This is a genomic window from Bacteroides sp. (genome assembly GCF_028690125.1).
Classification (GTDB): domain Bacteria; phylum Bacteroidota; class Bacteroidia; order Bacteroidales; family Bacteroidaceae; genus Bacteroides.
Genome location: NZ_JAQVBV010000027.1, coordinates 22,254 through 39,969 on the forward strand (window position 1 = coordinate 22,254; position 17,716 = coordinate 39,969).

The 17,716-nt window shown below is 38.9% G+C and carries 13 protein-coding genes, 2 tRNA genes and 1 pseudogene; 2 read left to right on the forward strand and 14 right to left on the reverse strand.

Going from position 1 to position 17,716, the window contains the following annotated elements:
- Positions 1 to 8: 8 nt before the first annotated feature.
- The 4 genes from tsf to rplM form a co-directional block, all read right to left on the reverse strand.
- Complete coding sequence (gene tsf, locus PHO71_RS16375) at positions 9 to 833, reverse strand: translation elongation factor Ts (RefSeq protein ID WP_300205357.1); 825 nt, start codon at positions 831 to 833, stop codon at positions 9 to 11.
- A gap of 120 nt (positions 834 to 953) precedes the next feature.
- On the reverse strand, positions 954 to 1,790 hold the full coding sequence (rpsB, locus tag PHO71_RS16380) for a 30S ribosomal protein S2 (RefSeq protein ID WP_300205359.1): 837 nt from the start codon (positions 1,788 to 1,790) through the stop codon (positions 954 to 956).
- A 128-nt stretch (positions 1,791 to 1,918) separates the two neighbouring features.
- Positions 1,919 to 2,305: a 30S ribosomal protein S9 gene (gene rpsI / locus PHO71_RS16385; RefSeq protein ID WP_300205361.1), complete on the reverse strand. Its 387-nt coding sequence runs from the start codon at positions 2,303 to 2,305 to the stop codon at positions 1,919 to 1,921.
- A gap of 6 nt (positions 2,306 to 2,311) precedes the next feature.
- Entirely contained in the window at positions 2,312 to 2,773 is a 462-nt protein-coding gene (gene rplM, locus PHO71_RS16390) for a 50S ribosomal protein L13 (RefSeq protein ID WP_300205363.1), read from the reverse strand.
- 19 nt (positions 2,774 to 2,792) lie between these two features.
- On the opposite strand from rplM, the pseudogene PHO71_RS26255 reads away from it, so the two are divergent.
- Positions 2,793 to 2,986: pseudogene (locus PHO71_RS26255) on the forward strand (hypothetical protein).
- 189 nt (positions 2,987 to 3,175) lie between these two features.
- Here the strand turns inward: PHO71_RS26255 and PHO71_RS16395 are convergent.
- The 9 genes from PHO71_RS16395 to yaaA form a co-directional block, all read right to left on the reverse strand.
- Positions 3,176 to 4,375, reverse strand: coding sequence for a glucuronyl hydrolase (locus tag PHO71_RS16395; RefSeq protein ID WP_367279912.1), 1,200 nt, complete (start codon positions 4,373 to 4,375; stop codon positions 3,176 to 3,178).
- Between the two features lie 156 nt (positions 4,376 to 4,531).
- The gene (locus PHO71_RS16400) at positions 4,532 to 5,023 is read right to left on the reverse strand and encodes a DUF4488 domain-containing protein (RefSeq protein WP_300205367.1); all 492 of its coding nucleotides are present in this window, start codon (positions 5,021 to 5,023) and stop codon (positions 4,532 to 4,534) included.
- A 139-nt stretch (positions 5,024 to 5,162) separates the two neighbouring features.
- On the reverse strand, positions 5,163 to 6,566 hold the full coding sequence (asnS, locus tag PHO71_RS16405) for an asparagine--tRNA ligase (RefSeq protein WP_300205369.1): 1,404 nt from the start codon (positions 6,564 to 6,566) through the stop codon (positions 5,163 to 5,165).
- A 27-nt stretch (positions 6,567 to 6,593) separates the two neighbouring features.
- The gene (locus PHO71_RS16410; protein WP_300205371.1) at positions 6,594 to 8,063 is read right to left on the reverse strand and encodes a pseudouridine synthase; all 1,470 of its coding nucleotides are present in this window, start codon (positions 8,061 to 8,063) and stop codon (positions 6,594 to 6,596) included.
- A 73-nt stretch (positions 8,064 to 8,136) separates the two neighbouring features.
- Complete coding sequence (gene purB / locus PHO71_RS16415) at positions 8,137 to 9,483, reverse strand: adenylosuccinate lyase (RefSeq protein WP_300205373.1); 1,347 nt, start codon at positions 9,481 to 9,483, stop codon at positions 8,137 to 8,139.
- Positions 9,484 to 9,733: 250 nt separating this feature from the next.
- Positions 9,734 to 9,808: transfer RNA gene (locus PHO71_RS16420), tRNA-Val, on the reverse strand.
- A gap of 35 nt (positions 9,809 to 9,843) precedes the next feature.
- Positions 9,844 to 9,918: transfer RNA gene (locus tag PHO71_RS16425), tRNA-Val, on the reverse strand.
- Between the two features lie 297 nt (positions 9,919 to 10,215).
- Positions 10,216 to 10,767 carry a sugar O-acetyltransferase gene (locus PHO71_RS16430; protein WP_300205375.1) on the reverse strand — a complete coding sequence of 184 codons (552 nt, stop codon included), beginning with the start codon at positions 10,765 to 10,767 and terminating at the stop codon, positions 10,216 to 10,218.
- Positions 10,768 to 10,771: 4 nt separating this feature from the next.
- Entirely contained in the window at positions 10,772 to 11,545 is a 774-nt protein-coding gene (gene yaaA, locus PHO71_RS16435) for a peroxide stress protein YaaA (protein WP_300205377.1), read from the reverse strand.
- 108 nt (positions 11,546 to 11,653) lie between these two features.
- On the opposite strand from yaaA, the gene PHO71_RS16440 reads away from it, so the two are divergent.
- The gene (locus PHO71_RS16440; protein ID WP_300205379.1) at positions 11,654 to 13,978 is read left to right on the forward strand and encodes a PAS domain-containing hybrid sensor histidine kinase/response regulator; all 2,325 of its coding nucleotides are present in this window, start codon (positions 11,654 to 11,656) and stop codon (positions 13,976 to 13,978) included.
- Positions 13,979 to 14,041: 63 nt separating this feature from the next.
- Here PHO71_RS16440 and carB read toward each other — a convergent pair whose 3' ends face one another.
- On the reverse strand, positions 14,042 to 17,263 hold the full coding sequence (gene carB, locus PHO71_RS16445) for a carbamoyl-phosphate synthase (glutamine-hydrolyzing) large subunit (protein WP_300205381.1): 3,222 nt from the start codon (positions 17,261 to 17,263) through the stop codon (positions 14,042 to 14,044).
- Positions 17,264 to 17,716 lie beyond the last annotated feature (453 nt).

Consider the following 17,716-nt stretch of genomic DNA (forward strand, 5'->3'; position numbering starts at 1 on the left):
TCGAGAAATTATTCAGCTCTCAAAGTGAAACGTTTGAATGCAGTTACAGTCAAATCTTTATCTTGAGATTTCAAGAACTCAGCAACTGTCATTTTAGCATCCTGAATATATTCTTGCTTCAGCAAACAAACTTCTTTGTAGAACTTACTGATACGACCCATAGCGATCTTTTCAATCATGTTCTCAGGTTTGCCTTCCTGACGTGCTTTATCAGCAGCAATTTCTTTTTCTTTTTCCAATATCTCAGCAGGAACATCTTTCTCGTCGATAGCGATCGGATTCATAGCAGCGATTTGCATAGCAACTTCATGACCTACTTTCGGGTCTACTTCCTTATTCAATGCAACCATTGTGCAAAGGAAGTTCTTGCCTTGATGGTTGTAAACAGAAATAGCAGTACCTTCTACAGTTGCATATCCGTCCAATTCCATCTTTTCACCAGTAATACCGCTTCTGTCTGTTACAGCATCAGCAATCGTACCTGTACCCATCGGAAGAGCTTTCACTTCGTCCAAAGTCTTACATTTGTTAGCAATAGCAGCATCCAAAATATCTTGAGTCAGCTTAACAAAGTCCTCGTTCTTAGCAACAAAGTCCGTTTCGCATTTCAAAGCGATCATAGCACCAAAGCCGTTTTCTGCTTTAGCTAGTACACAACCTTCAGAAGCTTCGCGGTCAGAACGTTTTGCAGCAACAGCCTGTCCTTTTTCACGAATAATTTTCATAGCACCGTCGAAGTCACCATTTGCTTCATTCAATGCATTTTTGCAATCCATCATACCAGCTCCGGTCATTTTACGCAGCTTGGTAATATCAGCCATAGTTACAGCCATAGTATTTCGTATATTTAAATGAATAATAATTTTCAAAAACAAAAAATGTGCCAATCTGCCAATCAAGATGCAAGTATGTAAATACACTCTTGCACATTAGCAAATTGGCACATTATTATATTAAGCCTCTTCGTCTTCCTTGATGAAAGCAGCAGCTTTAGCTGCGTTGATAGCTTCTTCGTCAGATTTGTCGAGTCTTGCTTTAGCCGATTTCTTCTTGCCTTTGTTAGCAGGAGCTTCACCAGCAGCTTCCATATCGATCTTTTCTGCCTTTCTTTCTTCCAAACCTTCTTGCATTGCAGCACAGCAAGCCTCCAAGATAACTTCTACTGACTTAGTAGCGTCATCATTAGCTGGAATTATGAAATCAACATTTGACGGATCAGAATTAGTATCAACGATACCAAATACAGGAATACCCAGACGGTTAGCTTCACGAACTGCGATATTTTCTTTCATTACGTCGATAACGAACAATGCAGACGGCAGACGAGTCAAGTCAGCGATAGAGCCTAAAGTCTTGTCCAATTTTGCACGTTGACGAGAGATCTGAAGTATTTCTCTCTTAGATAGATTAGAATAGGTACCATCGTTAGTTAATTTATCGATAGTAGCCATTTTCTTCACAGCCTTACGGATAGTCGGGAAGTTAGTAAGCATACCACCCGGCCAACGCTCGATTACATAAGGCATATTTACAGATTGAGCTTTTTCAGCTACAACTTGTTTAGCTTGTTTTTTAGTAGCAACAAAAAGAACTTTCTTGCCAGATTTAGCAATCTGCTTCAAAGCTTCAGCAGCTTCGTCTACTTTTGCAACTGTTTTGTGGAGATCAATGATATGAATACCATTGCGTTCCATGAAAATATAAGGAGCCATTGCAGGGTTCCACTTTCTCTTAAGGTGTCCGAAGTGGCAACCAGCCTCCAATAAAGTATCAAAATTTGTTCTTGACATCTTGTTTTTCTTTAATTCGTTTACTTTCTTTTTTGTTTTTTCTAAACCAACCGCCGGGTAGTCGTCTAATGAGTCCCAGTAGTTTAGATACTAAACGTACTTCTCTCCAGAGATTCCTCCAGTAGATATTAACGTTTACTGAACTGGAATCTTCTACGAGCTTTCGGTTGTCCCGGTTTCTTACGTTCAACAGAACGAGGATCGCGAGTCATGAAACCTTCAACACGAAGAGCTGCTTTATCTTCAGCATTCATTTTAACCAGTGCACGAGCAATTGCCAAACGCAAAGCCTGAGACTGACCAGTAAAGCCACCACCACACAAATTTACTTTGATGTCATACTTCTCAGTAGCACCCAGCTTGTTCAATGGTTGTTTTACAACATACTGAAGTATAGTTGATGGAAAGTACTCTGCAAGGTCTCTCTTGTTAATAGTAATCTTTCCTGTACCTTCGCTTACGAATATGCGCGCAATTGCACGTTTACGTCTGCCTAATGCATTTACTACTTCCATTATATCTTATTTATATGAATTAATATCAATCATTTTGGGATTCTGAGCATCATGTTTGTGTTCGCTACCAGCGTAAACATATAAGTTACTCAATATTTTAGCTCCCAAAATATTCTTAGGAAGCATACCCTTTATTACTTTTTTAAGCAATCTTTCTTCACCATTCGGTTTAGCGATCAAACGAGCAGGAGTCATTTCTCTTTGACCACCAGGATAACCAGTGTAAGACAAATAAACTCTGTCATTCCATTTATTGCCACTCAATTTTACTTTGTCTGCATTGATGATAATAACGTTATCACCGCAGTCTACGTGAGGAGTAAAGTTCGGTTTGTACTTTCCTCTCAACAATTTTGCAACTTTCGCTCCCAGACGACCTAGAGTTTGGTCTGTAGCATCAACGATAACCCATTCTTTGGTTACAGTTGCCTTGTTTGCAGAAATGGTCTTGTAACTTAAAGTATCCACTCTTAATTTTGTTTTTTAAATGTTACTACTAAATTCTTTCTTCACCACTTATTAGCCTCCCCGGACAAAGGACAACTAACTTGCTATGAATTAATCTCTTATCATTTCGAGATAATAATCGGCTTGCAAAAGTACGGCTTTTCTTTGAAATGGCAAACTATTTCTATCTTTTTTTGGATATATTCGATTGAAAGACAAGGCAGAGAAACATGATAGGGCTAGGTTTAGTAATGGCCAAACCTATTTCCTGCAAATGCAAAACCAAAGTTATTTTTGGGTATTGCAATCCCCTTACTTTACCACTTCAAATATTAGAAAAGAGTAAAGCAAAAGGATATTAAAAAAACTCAATTGACAGGTATCTCAATTTTGAATTATCATATTGAGAACAGTCTTACTCTTTTAATTGAATTTTTTTCGTTCTTTATATCGCGTTAATGCTTCCAGATAATAATAATCAGCATAATTTAGCGGTACATCGATTTCACTATTACCAGGAAAGTTACCAACCGAATGTTTCAAAATAAATCCTTTATTCTCACTTTTTTTCGCTAAATAATCCGATGAAGAAAGTTGTTTCAAAATGTTTTCAGCATATTCTATACAGCTATCACTCAATTTGCTATCTTTTATATATTCACCTAATTCGAGCAAAGCCGAGGCTGTAATAGCTGCTGCTGAAGCATCACGCGACGCATTTGGAATATCAGGCGTATTATAATCCCAATAAGGAATATAATCCTTATTCGAGGGACGATTCTCCATAATGAAATGAGCAATCTCGCACGCAGCATCTAAATAAGCAGGATTTTTTGTGAACCGATAACACATCGTATAACCATAAAGCCCCCATGATTGTCCGCGTGCCCATGCTGAAGAATCAGAGTATCCCTGAAAAGTCCCTTTAGATTCGACATCACCACTTGGAACAGAATAGCTGACTACATGATAAGATGTCATGTTCTCACGAAAATGGTTTTTCAAAGTTTTATCAGCATGGGCTATTGCAATATCATGGAATTTAGAATTCCCAGTTTGTCCGGATGCCCAGAAAAGGAGTTCAAGATTCATCATATTATCTATAATGACCGGATAACTCCATTTACCAAAATCCCAAGAACGAATTAATCCTACCTCAGGATTAAAACGTTTACAAAGACTATTCGAAGTATTTACCAATATCTCCGTATCTTTTTGTTCCGGTTTCAAACGAAGAGCATTACCATAACTACAATACATCATAAAGCCGACATCATGATTCCCAGTATAGTATTGAATTTCTTCCAAAAGATTAGTATATTTCCGAGCTTCTTTTGCCAAATCCTCATTGCCGGTCAATTTATAAGCCAACCACAACGAACCCGGATAAAATCCACTTGTCCAATCTTGTACTTTCGCCATAACATAACTTCCATCTGCTTTAAGGGTACGTGGGAAGTAGGCTTTGCCTTGTACATCCTTCAATTGATCTGCCATAAAAAGCAACTGATGATTAGAAGTTTTCACTGCATTCTTAAACCATTTTGGTGTATTTGCCCACGAAGCACAACAAACAGCTAGCAAGCTTATTGCACAAACGACAACATACATTTTTTGTCTGATTCTCATATTAACAATGTTAGTGTTAAATTAATAATAGTCCATCGTCTATTTTTTATCCATACATCAAATAAGAATTTGCCAAAAATATAGAAAAATTGCGAACTTCTACTCTATAAAAGAAGAAATACGCAATTTTTATACAATAAGAATAATTACTTATCTCACAATATTTTCAGGAAATTTGTCTGGCATTACCACTCTTTTCCATGTTTCATTATACCATGTATTCAACTCATTCCCATTCAAATCTTTTTGAATAAAAAACTTCAAATGCAAGTAATCATTATCCTTGATTTCGAATTCCAGTATATTATCCTTATTATCCAACATCGGAAGATGAATATTTCTCTCGATACTTTCTTTATAAGAATCGTCCGTTAGTTGTTTCCACGTACCATATCCGGTAATAATTGCATCCCAACCGGGTATAATAGTAAAATTCACAATTCGTCCGTTATCACTCAAGACCTTAAAAGTATTACTAGGTTTTAAATAACCTGCAGCATCCTGACTTTCGGACACATAATGGCATAATTGCCAGATCCCTCTTAATTCGCCCGATTTAAACTTTGTTTTCTTTTGGGCCATCGCACCTGTTGCTGCCACCAGCATCACCGTCAAAACAGTAAAGAAATAGAGTTTTTTCATGGTAGTATAATTTAAATTAACACTCTTTCAATGCATATGCCCAAATATAAAGATTTATTTTGAAATAACAGTAATTAAGAACACAAAAAACTCGCATAATCAAAAGATTATGCGAGTTTTACATAAATATACCTAAATATTAAAATTCAGCATTTCTTGGTGTACGCGGGAACGGTATTACGTCACGAATATTCGACATACCTGTCACAAATAGTAACAGACGTTCGAAGCCAAGACCAAAACCAGAGTGAGGACAAGTTCCAAACTTACGAGTATCCAAATACCACCACATATCTTTCATTGGAATATTCAGTTCTTCAATACGGGTAACCAACTTGTTATAGTCTGACTCACGTTCGGAACCTCCAATAATTTCACCAATTTTCGGGAAAAGAACATCCATTGCACGTACTGTCTTATTATCTTCATTCATCTTCATATAAAAGGCCTTGATCTCCTTCGGATAATCAGTCAGAATAACAGGACGTTTAAAGTGCTCTTCTACCAGATAGCGTTCATGCTCCGAAGCTAAATCCACTCCCCAATAAACCGGGAACTCAAACTTATGTCCTTTTGCTATGGCATCTTCCAGTATCTTAATACCATCCGTATAAGGCAAACGAACAAAGTCGTCCTTCAAAACACTTTGCAGACGTTCTATCAATTCCTTATCGAACATATCATTCAGGAATTTCACATCATCTGCACAGTTATCCAACGCCCATTTCACACAATACTTAATGAACTCTTCCGCCAAGTCCATATTATCAATAATATCATTGAAAGCAACTTCTGGTTCAATCATCCAAAACTCAGCCAAATGGCGTGGAGTATTAGAGTTTTCAGCACGGAAAGTCGGACCAAATGTATAAATAGATCCTAAAGCAGTAGCTGCCAATTCACCTTCCAACTGACCGGATACAGTCAAACTAGCCTGCTTGCCAAAGAAGTCTTCCTCATAAACGATAGAGCCGGATTCATTTTTTTTCAGGTCATAAAGATTCATTGTAGTTACCTGAAACATCTGTCCAGCTCCTTCACAATCGGAAGCTGTGATTATTGGGGTATGGAAATAGAAAAATCCTTTCTCATGGAAAAACTGGTGAATAGCAATCGCCATATTGTGGCGAATGCGGAACACTGCACCAAAGGTATTGGTACGCGGACGCAAATGAGCTATCTCACGCAAAAATTCCATGGAATGACCTTTCTTCTGCAATGGATATGTGTTATCGCAAGCACCCAGCACTTCAATTTCCTGAGCCTGCACTTCCACCTTCTGACCGGAGCCTACAGATTCCACCATAACTCCGTTCACGCTTAGACAAGCACCCGTAGTAATTAGTTTCAGCATTTCTTCGTCGAAATTAGCTAAGTCTACCACTACCTGCACATTATTTATTGTAGAACCGTCATTCAGTGCGATAAAATTTACTTGTTTGCTACCTCTGCGGGTGCGAACCCATCCTTTCACATTGATCATAGCTCCAAAATCTTCGCGCTTTAACAGATCAACAATTTTCGTTCTACCAATCTTTTCCATAAAACTAATTTAATACAATATTATATATTACTCAAACGCTCCCATACGGAGATAGTTTACCTCTATTTCTGTCAGGTAACGCCAGTCTCCGCGACGCAAACCTTTTTTGGTAAGCCCTGCAAAAAACACACGGTCGAGTTTTATTACTTTATATCCCAGTGATTCGAATATACGGCGAACAACGCGATTCTTACCGGAGTGAATTTCGATACCTACCTGGTTTTTCTTAAAATCATCTGTATAGCTAATACCATCTGCATGGATTTCACCATCTTCCAGTTCAACTCCAGCTGCAATTTGATCCATATCCGCTTTCGTCAGATTCTTATCCAAATGAACATGATAAATCTTCTTCTTCAGGAATTTCGGATGAGTCAGCTTAGAAGCCAGATCTCCGTCATTCGTCAGTAACAATACGCCTGTTGTATTACGGTCCAGACGACCTACCGGATAAATGCGTTCAGCACAAGCGCCCTTTACCAAATCCATTACCGTACGACGTTCCTGAGGATCATCAGAAGTTGTTACCGTATCTTTCGGTTTGTTCAGCAATACATATACTTTACGTTCAATACTAACCGGTTCGTCATGAAACTTAACAATGTCTACACGTTTAATCTTAGTTCCCAATTCCGTAACTATTTCACCGTTTACAGAAACTACACCGGCAGTGATAAACTCATCAGCCTCACGCCGAGAGCAAACACCGGCATTTGCCAAAAACTTATTCAAACGAATTGGTTCGTTCGGATCAAGAGATTGTTCCTTATACTCAATCTGTTTCTTTCTGCTATATTTAGCATTCGGATCATAGTCATTGGTACGTGGACGCGGGCGGTAACCACCTTGTGAACGATCATTATTGAAACGAGGACGATAGCCACCTTCATTATTATCATTGAAACGAGGACGATAAGGGCGGTCACCCCCCTCACGATTGTAGGGACGTTGAGGGCGGTCGCTACCTTCACGATTGAAAGAAGGACGATAAGGACGATCTCCATAAGAGCGTTGTTCGCCTCCCTCACGATTGTAAGGACGCTGCGGACGATCACCACCTTCACCATTATTATTGAAACGAGGACGATACGGACGATCACCATAAGAGCGTTGTTCGCCTCCCTCACGATTGTAAGAAGGACGTTGAGGACGGTCACCATAAGAGCGCTGCGGGCGTTCACCGCCTTCGCCATTACTATTAAAGCGTGGACGATAAGGACGATCGCCACCTTCACGATTATAAGCAGGACGTTGAGGACGGTCACCATAAGAGCGTTCACCACCTTCACGATTGTAAGAACGTTGAGGACGGTCACCGCCTTCATTGTTAGCATTGAAGCGCGGGCGATAAGGCCGATCGCCACCTTCACGATTGAAAGAAGGACGATAAGGACGATCGCCACCTTCTCTGTTGTAAGACCTGTTACCATCACGGCCGGCACCTGTATTCTCTTCATTAAAAGAATTTTCGCGCCATTCTTCGTTTTCTGTGCTCATTGTTTTATTCGAATAAAATTAGACTTTGGCCTCACGGCCTGATTTAAAAACACTTTTATCATATAGTAAACAATTAAAGTCCCGTATAAGTATGCGGAGTAATTGCTCTTAACTCTTTTTTAATATCTTCGCTTACATTTAAGGCTTCAATAAACTCTTTAATAGAACTTTCCGTGATAGCCTGATTCGTTCTTGTCAATGCCTTCAAGGCTTCATACGGATGCGGATAAGCTTCACGGCGTAAAATAGTTTGCACTGCCTCAGCCACTACACTCCAACAGTTATCCAAATCACGGCATATAACAGACTCATTGAGCAGTAATTTACGAAGCCCCTTCAAAGAACTTTGAATAGCAATAACAATATGCCCGAAAGGTGCACCGACATTACGCAACACAGTAGAATCTGTCAAGTCACGTTGCAAACGCGACACAGGAAGCTTCGCAGCTAAATGCTCCAAAATTGCCGATGCAATACCTAGATTGCCTTCTGCATTTTCAAAATCAATCGGATTAACTTTATGTGGCATAGCACTTGAACCTACTTCTCCGGCTTTAATTTTTTGCTTAAAGTATTCCATTGAAATATATTGCCAGAAGTCACGATTCATATCCACCATTACAGTATTGATACGCTTCATTGCATCAAATATAGCAGAAAGATTATCATAATTAGAAATCTGCGTAGTATATTCCTCGCGTTCCAATCCAAGTTTTCCAGCAACAAAACGATTGCCAAATTCTTTCCAGTCATACTGCGGATAAGCTACATGATGAGCATTATAGTTTCCAGTTGCACCACCAAATTTAGCAGTAATCGGACAAGCTTTCAAAGTTGCCAGCTGACGCTCCAAACGGTAAACAAACACCATTACTTCCTTACCCAAACGAGTCGGAGAAGCTGGCTGTCCATGGGTTTTGGCAAGCATAGGAATATTTTCCCATTCCGTTGCATAACTCTTCAACTGTGCTATCAACTCCTCTATCAATGGATAATATACATTTTCCAAAGCATCCTTGATAGAAAGCGGAACAGATGTATTATTAATATCCTGAGAAGTCAGTCCGAAATGAATAAACTCTTTATAGTCATCCATTCCACCCAATTTATCAAATTCTTCTTTCAGGAAGTATTCTACTGCCTTTACATCATGGTTAGTTACACTCTCGATATCTTTAATGCGCTGTGCATCGGCTTCTGAAAAATTACGGTATATATTCCGCAAAGTTTCAAAAACATCCTTGTCGATTCCTTTTAACTGAGGCAAAGGAAGTTCACACAAAGCAATGAAATACTCCACTTCCACCTGCACACGGTATTTAATCAGTGCAAATTCTGAGAAATAAGCTGCTAAAGCCTTAGTTTTGCCTCTATATCGACCATCAATTGGAGATATGGCCGTCAATACATCAAGTTCCATACGTTTTTTAGATAATTATCAGACTGCAAAATTAACTCTTTTTCCTGATTAACAAGTTAAAAGGATGGATAAAGTTTCTATAAAAGTGCCTAAAAAACAATGAGTAACAAACACCATCCTTCATAACTACCTATTTTACTATTCGTTTTTTCATTTTATTTCCAATAGAACCAGGATTTAAATTGATCCGGTATCAGCAAACCACACAAAAAAAAGAGTTCCGCAATACAATTACGAAACTCTTTTAAAGTGGGCGTTGACGGATTCGAACCGCCGACCCTCTGCTTGTAAGGCAGATGCTCTGAACCAGCTGAGCTAAACGCCCTTGTTAATGAGCCGGAAGTGTTTGTATCTTTTGTGTGGGCGTTGACGGATTCGAACCGCCGACCCTCTGCTTGTAAGGCAGATGCTCTGAACCAGCTGAGCTAAACGCCCTTACACTTCCGTTTCAAAAGCGATGCAAAGGTACGCTTTTTTTCGAAACCTGCAAACATTTACTGAATTATTTTTCAATAATCTTTTTACAAAGAAAAGAAACTCATTGATTATCAACAAATAATAAATTATTTTTTTTCATGCAACTTACACTTCCTTGCAATCTTTAATTAAAAGAATAAGAACTGCACACCAAAGATGTCTTTCACATCAAATATCACTAAGAGCTCAACTTATGATATGGAGACATTGTAGGTATACAAAAGTCCGGGAAATTTAGTTCCCGAATATTCAGAGCTAATCTTTTTTACGAATAATACGAGCAGGATTTCCTACTGCAACACTGTCGTCCGGAATATTTTTTGTAACAACACTTCCTGCTCCTATCACGCAACGATCACCAATCGTTACTCCAGGACATATAATAACTCCACCGCCTATCCAGCAATCTTCACCTATTGTCACCGGATAAGCATATTCCTTCGCCCCCCGACGCTCAAGATAGTCCATCGGGTGATGGGGAGTATAGATCTGCACACAAGGCCCAACAAGGGTGTGGGCCCCTATCGTTATATATCCTCCATCCAAAAAAGTGCAATTTGAATTGATAAAAACGTGCTCACCCAATTTGACACCATCCCCATGATCACAGTGAAAAGGAGGGCAAACAATCGAAGTCTTCGGTATTCCAGGTATCAATTCTTCTAAAAGTGTCCTGTATTCCTCATCATATGTACTCAATACACACATTCGAACCAACAATTTTTTAGCTCGCTCAAAACTTATCTGTAACTCCGTCACTGACATATCCGCCAGTTGGCAGCTCCGCATTTTTTCTACTTCTGTCATTTCTTTACTTTTCTTTACCATTAACAAATACATACTGTTTCTCATCCGAAAGAGATTCATCAAACTCAAACCCTTCCCATGAAAAACTTTTTAGTTCTTCCAAATCCTCTATCTTGTTTTTTAGAATACAACGAGCCATCTCACCACGACACATTTTAGTATATACAACAACTGTAGCCAGTTTCCCGTTTTTCCACACATGAAATTCGGGAGTCATTACACAAACTTCCTTTTCAACCTGTTTCCAATCGAATAAGCCCTTCATTTCGTCACTTGCCAGATTACATAGTACTCCCCCGCCCTTCTTAATATCATCAATAAACACATCTGTCAGCCGTGATCTCCAATAAGTAAACAAATTCTGATTACCAAGTTCCGGTAACACAACATCTCCTTCCAACCTATAAAGACGAATCACGTCCAACGGTCGCAACAGACCATAACAAAAAGACGTCAATCGTAAATGTTCCTGTGCATAATAGAATTCGTCTATTGAAAAATCTCTCGGGTTCAAACGTTTGAATACAATTCCGGAATAAGCTAAGAAAGCGGGCAATTCAGGAGTACCTTCTGCATGGAAACCCTGATACCGCTTATAATTCTCAACAGCAATCTTAGAATTCACTCGAAGAACCCTTTCCAACTCTTCCACAGAAAATTGCGACATTTGTAGAGCAATTTCAGAAGCCTCCTGCTGAAAGCGCGGAGTTGTTTCAAAAGGAGCGATTATCTTAGACGAATCACTCATTGTTTTAGCACAAGACAACAATACAATCATTAGATATCTCTATTTTTATCAATTAAAAAACAAATATAAATTATTTTATTGTACCTTTGTTCTTATCTGACAAAAAAGAGAGTTAAACACCATCTTACATAAAAGATCATGGTAGGACAAAGAGCAAACAGAGAAAATGACAGCGTCCCGGAAACAAAGGAAATAGTGTTAGACTACAACACTATTTTCAACGCTGCTCCAGTAGGACTAGAGTATTATGACAAAGACGGGATTTTGATCGATATAAACGAAACCGCCTTACGTATCTATGGATGTACTAGCAAAAAACATCTATTAGATAGTCGTATATGCCTTTACGACAACCCCAATTATAAATCACAGATAAAAAATGAAGCTGACAGATACCGTCTCTGTACCTGTAATTTCTACTACGATTTTGATTTGCTCAAGAAAGAAAACTATTACCTTAATAGTGAACGCTCAGGAAAAGTCAGAATTCAGAATAAAATAGAGCCTATATTAAATAAGCAAAGAGAAATTGAGGGATTTATTATTTCCACGCTGGATATTACCGATGATCTTAATTTGAATCATCAATACGAACAACTCTACCGCGAAAAAGAGGTTATTACGGAAGCACTCCCTATAGGGCTAGCTATATATGATAAAGATGGTTATCAACAATTCATTAACCCGGCATTAGCTTCTATCTTTGGAATAGAAGATATCAAAGCGCATCTGGCCAAACACATCAATTTATTTGAGGACCCAATAATCCCGGAATATCTGAAAGAACGCGTACGCAACCACGATATTGCAGAAGCAAGCATTGAATATAATCTTCAGGTTGCCTCTGAAGCCAATTATTTTGATACCGGAATGGCAGAATCTACCATATACCTAAACTGTAAAACAAGAAAAATAAAAGATGAATCCGGTTCAACGCAAGCTATCATGTTGCTCATATCTGATGCTACCAACTATGAAAAGAAAAATCAGGAACTTCAAGAAGCTCACCAGAATCTGGGTTTAGCCTTGGATGCGGGGGATATGGCTGCATGGATGTATGACATTGATAAAAAAATGTTTTATGCCATCTTAGGCAATGCATTAGCCGGTACCGGTATCACTTTAGAGCAAAATTTGAAAATACTACACCCTGACGATCATCAGATGCAACTAGATTTATTAGACTCTGTGGCTCGGGGAGAAAAAGAAAAGGGAATTGCCGTATTCCGCTATTTAGCGGAGAATGGAGAATATCACTATTATGAAAGCTGTATCATCGCCAAAAAGAAAAATGGAAAGATAACACATCTCACGGGAACACAGAAAGATGTTACAGAATGGTACAAATTAACAGAAGAGCTGAAAAGAATAAATAAGCAAAACACGCTGATTCTGAATAATATCAATTCAGGATTAGTCTATATCTCTTCAGATTACAAAGTGATTTGGGAAAATGTATCTTTCATTTTCCCTGCACAAGCCGATGGAAAACGATACTACGAAGCCGGTAAACTATGCTACAAAAGTGCCAGAGATTCCGACACGCCTTGCCAAGGATGCGCCATGATGAGAGCAATGGAATCCAAAAGTATCGAACACTCTGAAATTGCTATTCCCAGTGGCACATTAGAGATTTATGCTAATCCGATTCTGAATGAGCAAAATGAGGTAGAAGGTGTCATATTACGAATTGATGATATTACACACCGCAAAGAGATTCAGAATGAATTGGAGGCAACAAAAAACGAGGCACTCGCTTCTAATGAGCAGCTAAAACTGGCAAAAGAGAAGGCAGAACAATCAGATAAGCTCAAATCTGCATTTCTTGCGAATATGAGTCATGAAATCCGTACCCCTCTGAATGCAATTGTTGGATTCTCTGAACTGCTGCATATGACAACTGATGAGAAAGAAAGTGCAGAATACTGGAATATCATTTCTACGAACAACAATTTGCTTTTAACGCTTATAGGCGACATTCTCGACCTCTCAAAAATAGAAGCAGGTTATGTTGATTTAGTTTATGGAGAGTTTGACGTTACTCAGCTTTTTGAAGAGTTGGCTACTCTTTATAAACAGAAGATGAATAATGATGTGAGTTTCTCTTCTAACACTCCTTATCAGAACTATATTGTTAATCTTGACAAGAATCGTTTGACTCAAATCCTGACCAATTTTGTCAATAATGCCATCAAGTTCACTAAAGAGGGTTCTATCGAGATAGGATATACCATTCACGATAGCTTATTAAGAATTTATTGTTCCGACACAGGTCTGGGAATCTCGAAAGAAAATACCGTCAAAGTGTTTGATCGGTTTGAAAAGTTAAACGATTTTGCGCAAGGCACCGGCTTAGGACTTTCTATTTGCAAAGCAATAGTAGATGCACAAGAAGGTAAAATTGGAGTAAATTCGGAAGTAAACAAAGGTTCTACATTCTGGGCTGAATTACCACTAAAATAAATAAAAAACTCCCTCTTTCAATTTGCTAAAAGAGGGAGTTTTTATATTTACTACCAACAAGTTTTATTTATATTCCTGCCAGCTCTTTATTTGAATATCACTCATATTCAATTCACAGAATGCTTCGATAAAAGCACTTGCCAAACGAGCATTGGTAATCAAAGGAATGTTATGGTCAATAGCACCACGGCGGATACGGTAACCGTTTGTTAATTCGCGTTTGCTGTGGTTCTTCGGGATATTTACGATCAAGTCGAACTTATGATCTGCAATCATCTTCATTACATTATCTTCAGCACCCGTCTTTTCATCCGGCCAATAAACCGGAGTAGCCTCAACACCATGAGCATTCAGGAATGCTGCTGTTCCAGAAGTTGCATAAATCTGATAACCTTTAGCAAACAGCATACGGCTTGCATCCAGCAGATCGACTTTTGATTTCATCGCACCTGAGGAGAACATAACTGCCTTTTCAGGGATCTTGAATCCTGTAGCGATCATTGCATTCAGCAACGCTTCAGAGAAGTCATCACCAATACAACCAACCTCACCTGTAGAAGACATATCTACACCCAATACTGGGTCAGCCTTATGTAGACGCGAGAAAGAGAATTGAGAAGCTTTTACACCAATCCAGTCAATATCAAAAGCAGACTTGTCAGGACGAGTATAAGGGGCATCCAACATGATACGGGTAGCAGTTTCGATAAAGTTACGTTTCAGAACTTTAGAAACAAACGGGAAGCTACGAGAAGCACGCAAATTACATTCAATTACCTTAACTTCGTTGTTACGAGCCAGGAACTGGATATTAAATGGACCGGAAATATTCAATTCTTTTGCAATTTCACGGCTAATCTTTTTAATTCGGCGCGCAGTTGCAAAGTATATTTTCTGAGCGGGGAATACCAATGTAGCATCACCAGAGTGAACTCCTGCAAACTCTACATGTTCTGAAATAGCATATTCAACCACTTCGCCATTTTGAGCAACAGCATCAAATTCGATTTCTTTTGTATTTTCAAGGAACTGAGAAACAACAACCGGGTATTCTTTAGAAACTTCAGCAGCCATCTTCAGGAAGTTTTCCAATTCTTCGTCATCGTAGCAAACATTCATTGCTGCGCCTGAAAGGACGTAAGAAGGACGAACTAAGACCGGATAACCTACTTTATCAACAAAACCTTTCACATCTTCAAGGCTGGTCAGTTCCTGCCAAGCAGGTTGATCAATACCCAACTGATCGAGCATAGCAGAAAATTTGTTACGGTTTTCTGCACGGTCAATAGATATTGGAGAAGTCCCCAATACCGGAACAGACTGGCGATAGAGTTTCATTGCCAGATTGTTCGGAATCTGTCCGCCTACAGAAACGATTACACCACGCGGTTGTTCCAGGTCGATTACGTCAAGCACACGTTCGAACGATAATTCGTCGAAGTACAGACGGTCGCACATATCGTAGTCAGTAGATACAGTTTCGGGGTTGTAATTGATCATGATAGATTTATATCCCAATTTACGGGCAGTCTGTACAGCATTTACAGAACACCAGTCAAACTCTACCGAGCTACCGATACGATAAGCACCCGAACCTAAAATAACTACAGATTTCTCATTTTTGTAATAATTCACATCGTAACCTTCTGCTGCATAGGTCATATACAGATAGTTAGTCAATTCCGGATGTTCTGAAGCAATTGTATTGATACGTTTCACGGCCGGAAGAATACCCAATGCTTTGCGATGTGCGCGTACTGCAAGATTTTCTTTTTCCATATTGCCTGTCGGATTCAATACGAAACGTGCAATCTGGAAATCAGAAAAACCTAAAACTTTAGCTTCACGCATTACGTCAGCCGGAATATCCTCCACCTTATTATAAGAAGCAAGTTTAACTTTGTAATCAACAATATTTTTTAATTTACCAAGGAACCAAGGATCTATTTTTGTCAGTTCATGAATACGTTCGATTGTATATCCTTCTTCCAAAGCCTTTGCGATAGCAAAAACACGTAAGTCTGTCGGACGGGAAAGTTCGCGATCAATATCGTCGAAATGTACATCATCGTTACCAACAAAGCCATGCATTCCCTGACCGATCATACGCAAACCTTTTTGAATAATTTCTTCGAAAGAGCGACCGATAGACATGATTTCACCTACCGACTTCATACTAGAACCAATCTCACGAGATACACCCGCAAACTTCGTCAAGTCCCAACGAGGAATTTTACAGATCAAGTAATCAAGCTGCGGAGCAACATAGGCTGAGTTCAAAGTTCCCATTTCGCCAATCTGGTCGAGTGAGTATCCCAATGCAATCTTTGCAGCAACAAATGCCAACGGATATCCCGTAGCCTTAGAAGCCAAAGCAGAAGAACGGCTCAGACGAGCGTTTACTTCGATCACACGATAATCATCCGTATCAGAGTTGAAAGCATATTGTATGTTACATTCACCTACGATACCTAAGTGACGGATACACTTTGTAGAGAGATCTTGCAGCAATTTCAATTCTTTATCATCAAGTGAACAAGTAGGAGCTACAACGATTGATTCACCTGTATGGATACCCAGAGGATCGAAATTTTCCATACTTGCCACAGTGAAGCAGTGATCGTTGGCATCACGAATTACTTCAAATTCGATCTCTTTCCAACCTTTCAAAGATTCCTCTATGAGGATTTGCTTAGAAAAAGCGAAAGAACTTTCTGCCAATTTCAGGAACTCTTCCTCATCAGCACAGATACCGCTACCAAGACCTCCTAATGCATAAGCCGAACGTACCATAACCGGATAACCTATTTTGCGGGCAGCAGCAATAGCATCTTCCATGCTTTCTACAGCCCGGCTCACCGGAGTCTTCATATCAATTTCGTTCAGTTTCTTAACGAACAAGTCACGGTCTTCAGTATACATAATAGCTTCTACCGAAGTTCCCAATACTTTCACACTATATTTATCAAGAATGCCTTGAGTGTACAGTTCAGCACCACAATTTAGAGCAGTCTGTCCACCAAATGCCAACAGAATACCATCCGGACGTTCTTTCTTGATAATCTCTTCTACGAAATAAGTAGTTACGGGAAGGAAATACACCTTATCAGCAATTCCTTCAGAAGTCTGAATGGTTGCGATGTTCGGGTTTACCAGTACCGAGCTGATACCTTCTTCTTTCAAAGCTTTCAGTGCTTGTGAACCTGAGTAGTCGAATTCTCCGGCTTGTCCGATTTTGAGTGCTCCAGAACCCAAAACAAGGACTTTCTTGATTTCCTTTTCCATTTCTTTTATTGTTATAATAAGTTATTATTTCTAAAGTTCATTATAAAAAAAATGCGTTACCCTCAAAAAAGGATTAACGCATTACCAAAGAACTAAAATATCGTTTTTGGAATAAAGAGAAGAAGCTGACCGATTCCGGGTGAAATACATCCGAATGGAGATAATACTTACTTCTAATTTCCTGTTGATTCATTTTGTCTTCAAAATTTGTGCAAAGTAACGATATATTTTGGACATAGCAAAAAGAAATATTTATTTTTTTATAAAATCTTTCTATGGTTGGTTTGTTAGACTTTTAATTCATGTAGAACATTAAAACGATCTATTACCAATCTAACTAATGTGTCAATCAGTTATGGTCATTTCCACAAATATTTAGTTTCTAAATACCTCTCTAAGCAAGCCGAATCCCCATTATTTTATCTCCTTGCATGGGAATCTAAAAATTATCAC

What these genes read in the sequence shown, in the direction of transcription:
- carB (WP_300205381.1), bottom strand. Translation starts at nt 17,263, where the DNA reads ATGGAAAAGGAAATCAAGAAAGTCCTTGTTTTGGGTTCTGGAGCACTC.
- yaaA (WP_300205377.1), bottom strand. Translation starts at nt 11,545, where the DNA reads ATGATTGTATTGTTGTCTTGTGCTAAAACAATGAGTGATTCGTCTAAG.
- purB (WP_300205373.1), bottom strand. Translation starts at nt 9,483, where the DNA reads ATGGAACTTGATGTATTGACGGCCATATCTCCAATTGATGGTCGATAT.
- asnS (WP_300205369.1), bottom strand. Translation starts at nt 6,566, where the DNA reads ATGGAAAAGATTGGTAGAACGAAAATTGTTGATCTGTTAAAGCGCGAA.
- tsf (WP_300205357.1), bottom strand. Translation starts at nt 833, where the DNA reads ATGGCTGTAACTATGGCTGATATTACCAAGCTGCGTAAAATGACCGGA.
- rpsI (WP_300205361.1), bottom strand. Translation starts at nt 2,305, where the DNA reads ATGGAAGTAGTAAATGCATTAGGCAGACGTAAACGTGCAATTGCGCGC.
- PHO71_RS16400 (WP_300205367.1), bottom strand. Translation starts at nt 5,023, where the DNA reads ATGAAAAAACTCTATTTCTTTACTGTTTTGACGGTGATGCTGGTGGCA.
- PHO71_RS16410 (WP_300205371.1), bottom strand. Translation starts at nt 8,063, where the DNA reads ATGAGCACAGAAAACGAAGAATGGCGCGAAAATTCTTTTAATGAAGAG.
- PHO71_RS16440 (WP_300205379.1), top strand. Translation starts at nt 11,654, where the DNA reads ATGGTAGGACAAAGAGCAAACAGAGAAAATGACAGCGTCCCGGAAACA.
- PHO71_RS16430 (WP_300205375.1), bottom strand. Translation starts at nt 10,767, where the DNA reads ATGACAGAAGTAGAAAAAATGCGGAGCTGCCAACTGGCGGATATGTCA.
- rpsB (WP_300205359.1), bottom strand. Translation starts at nt 1,790, where the DNA reads ATGTCAAGAACAAATTTTGATACTTTATTGGAGGCTGGTTGCCACTTC.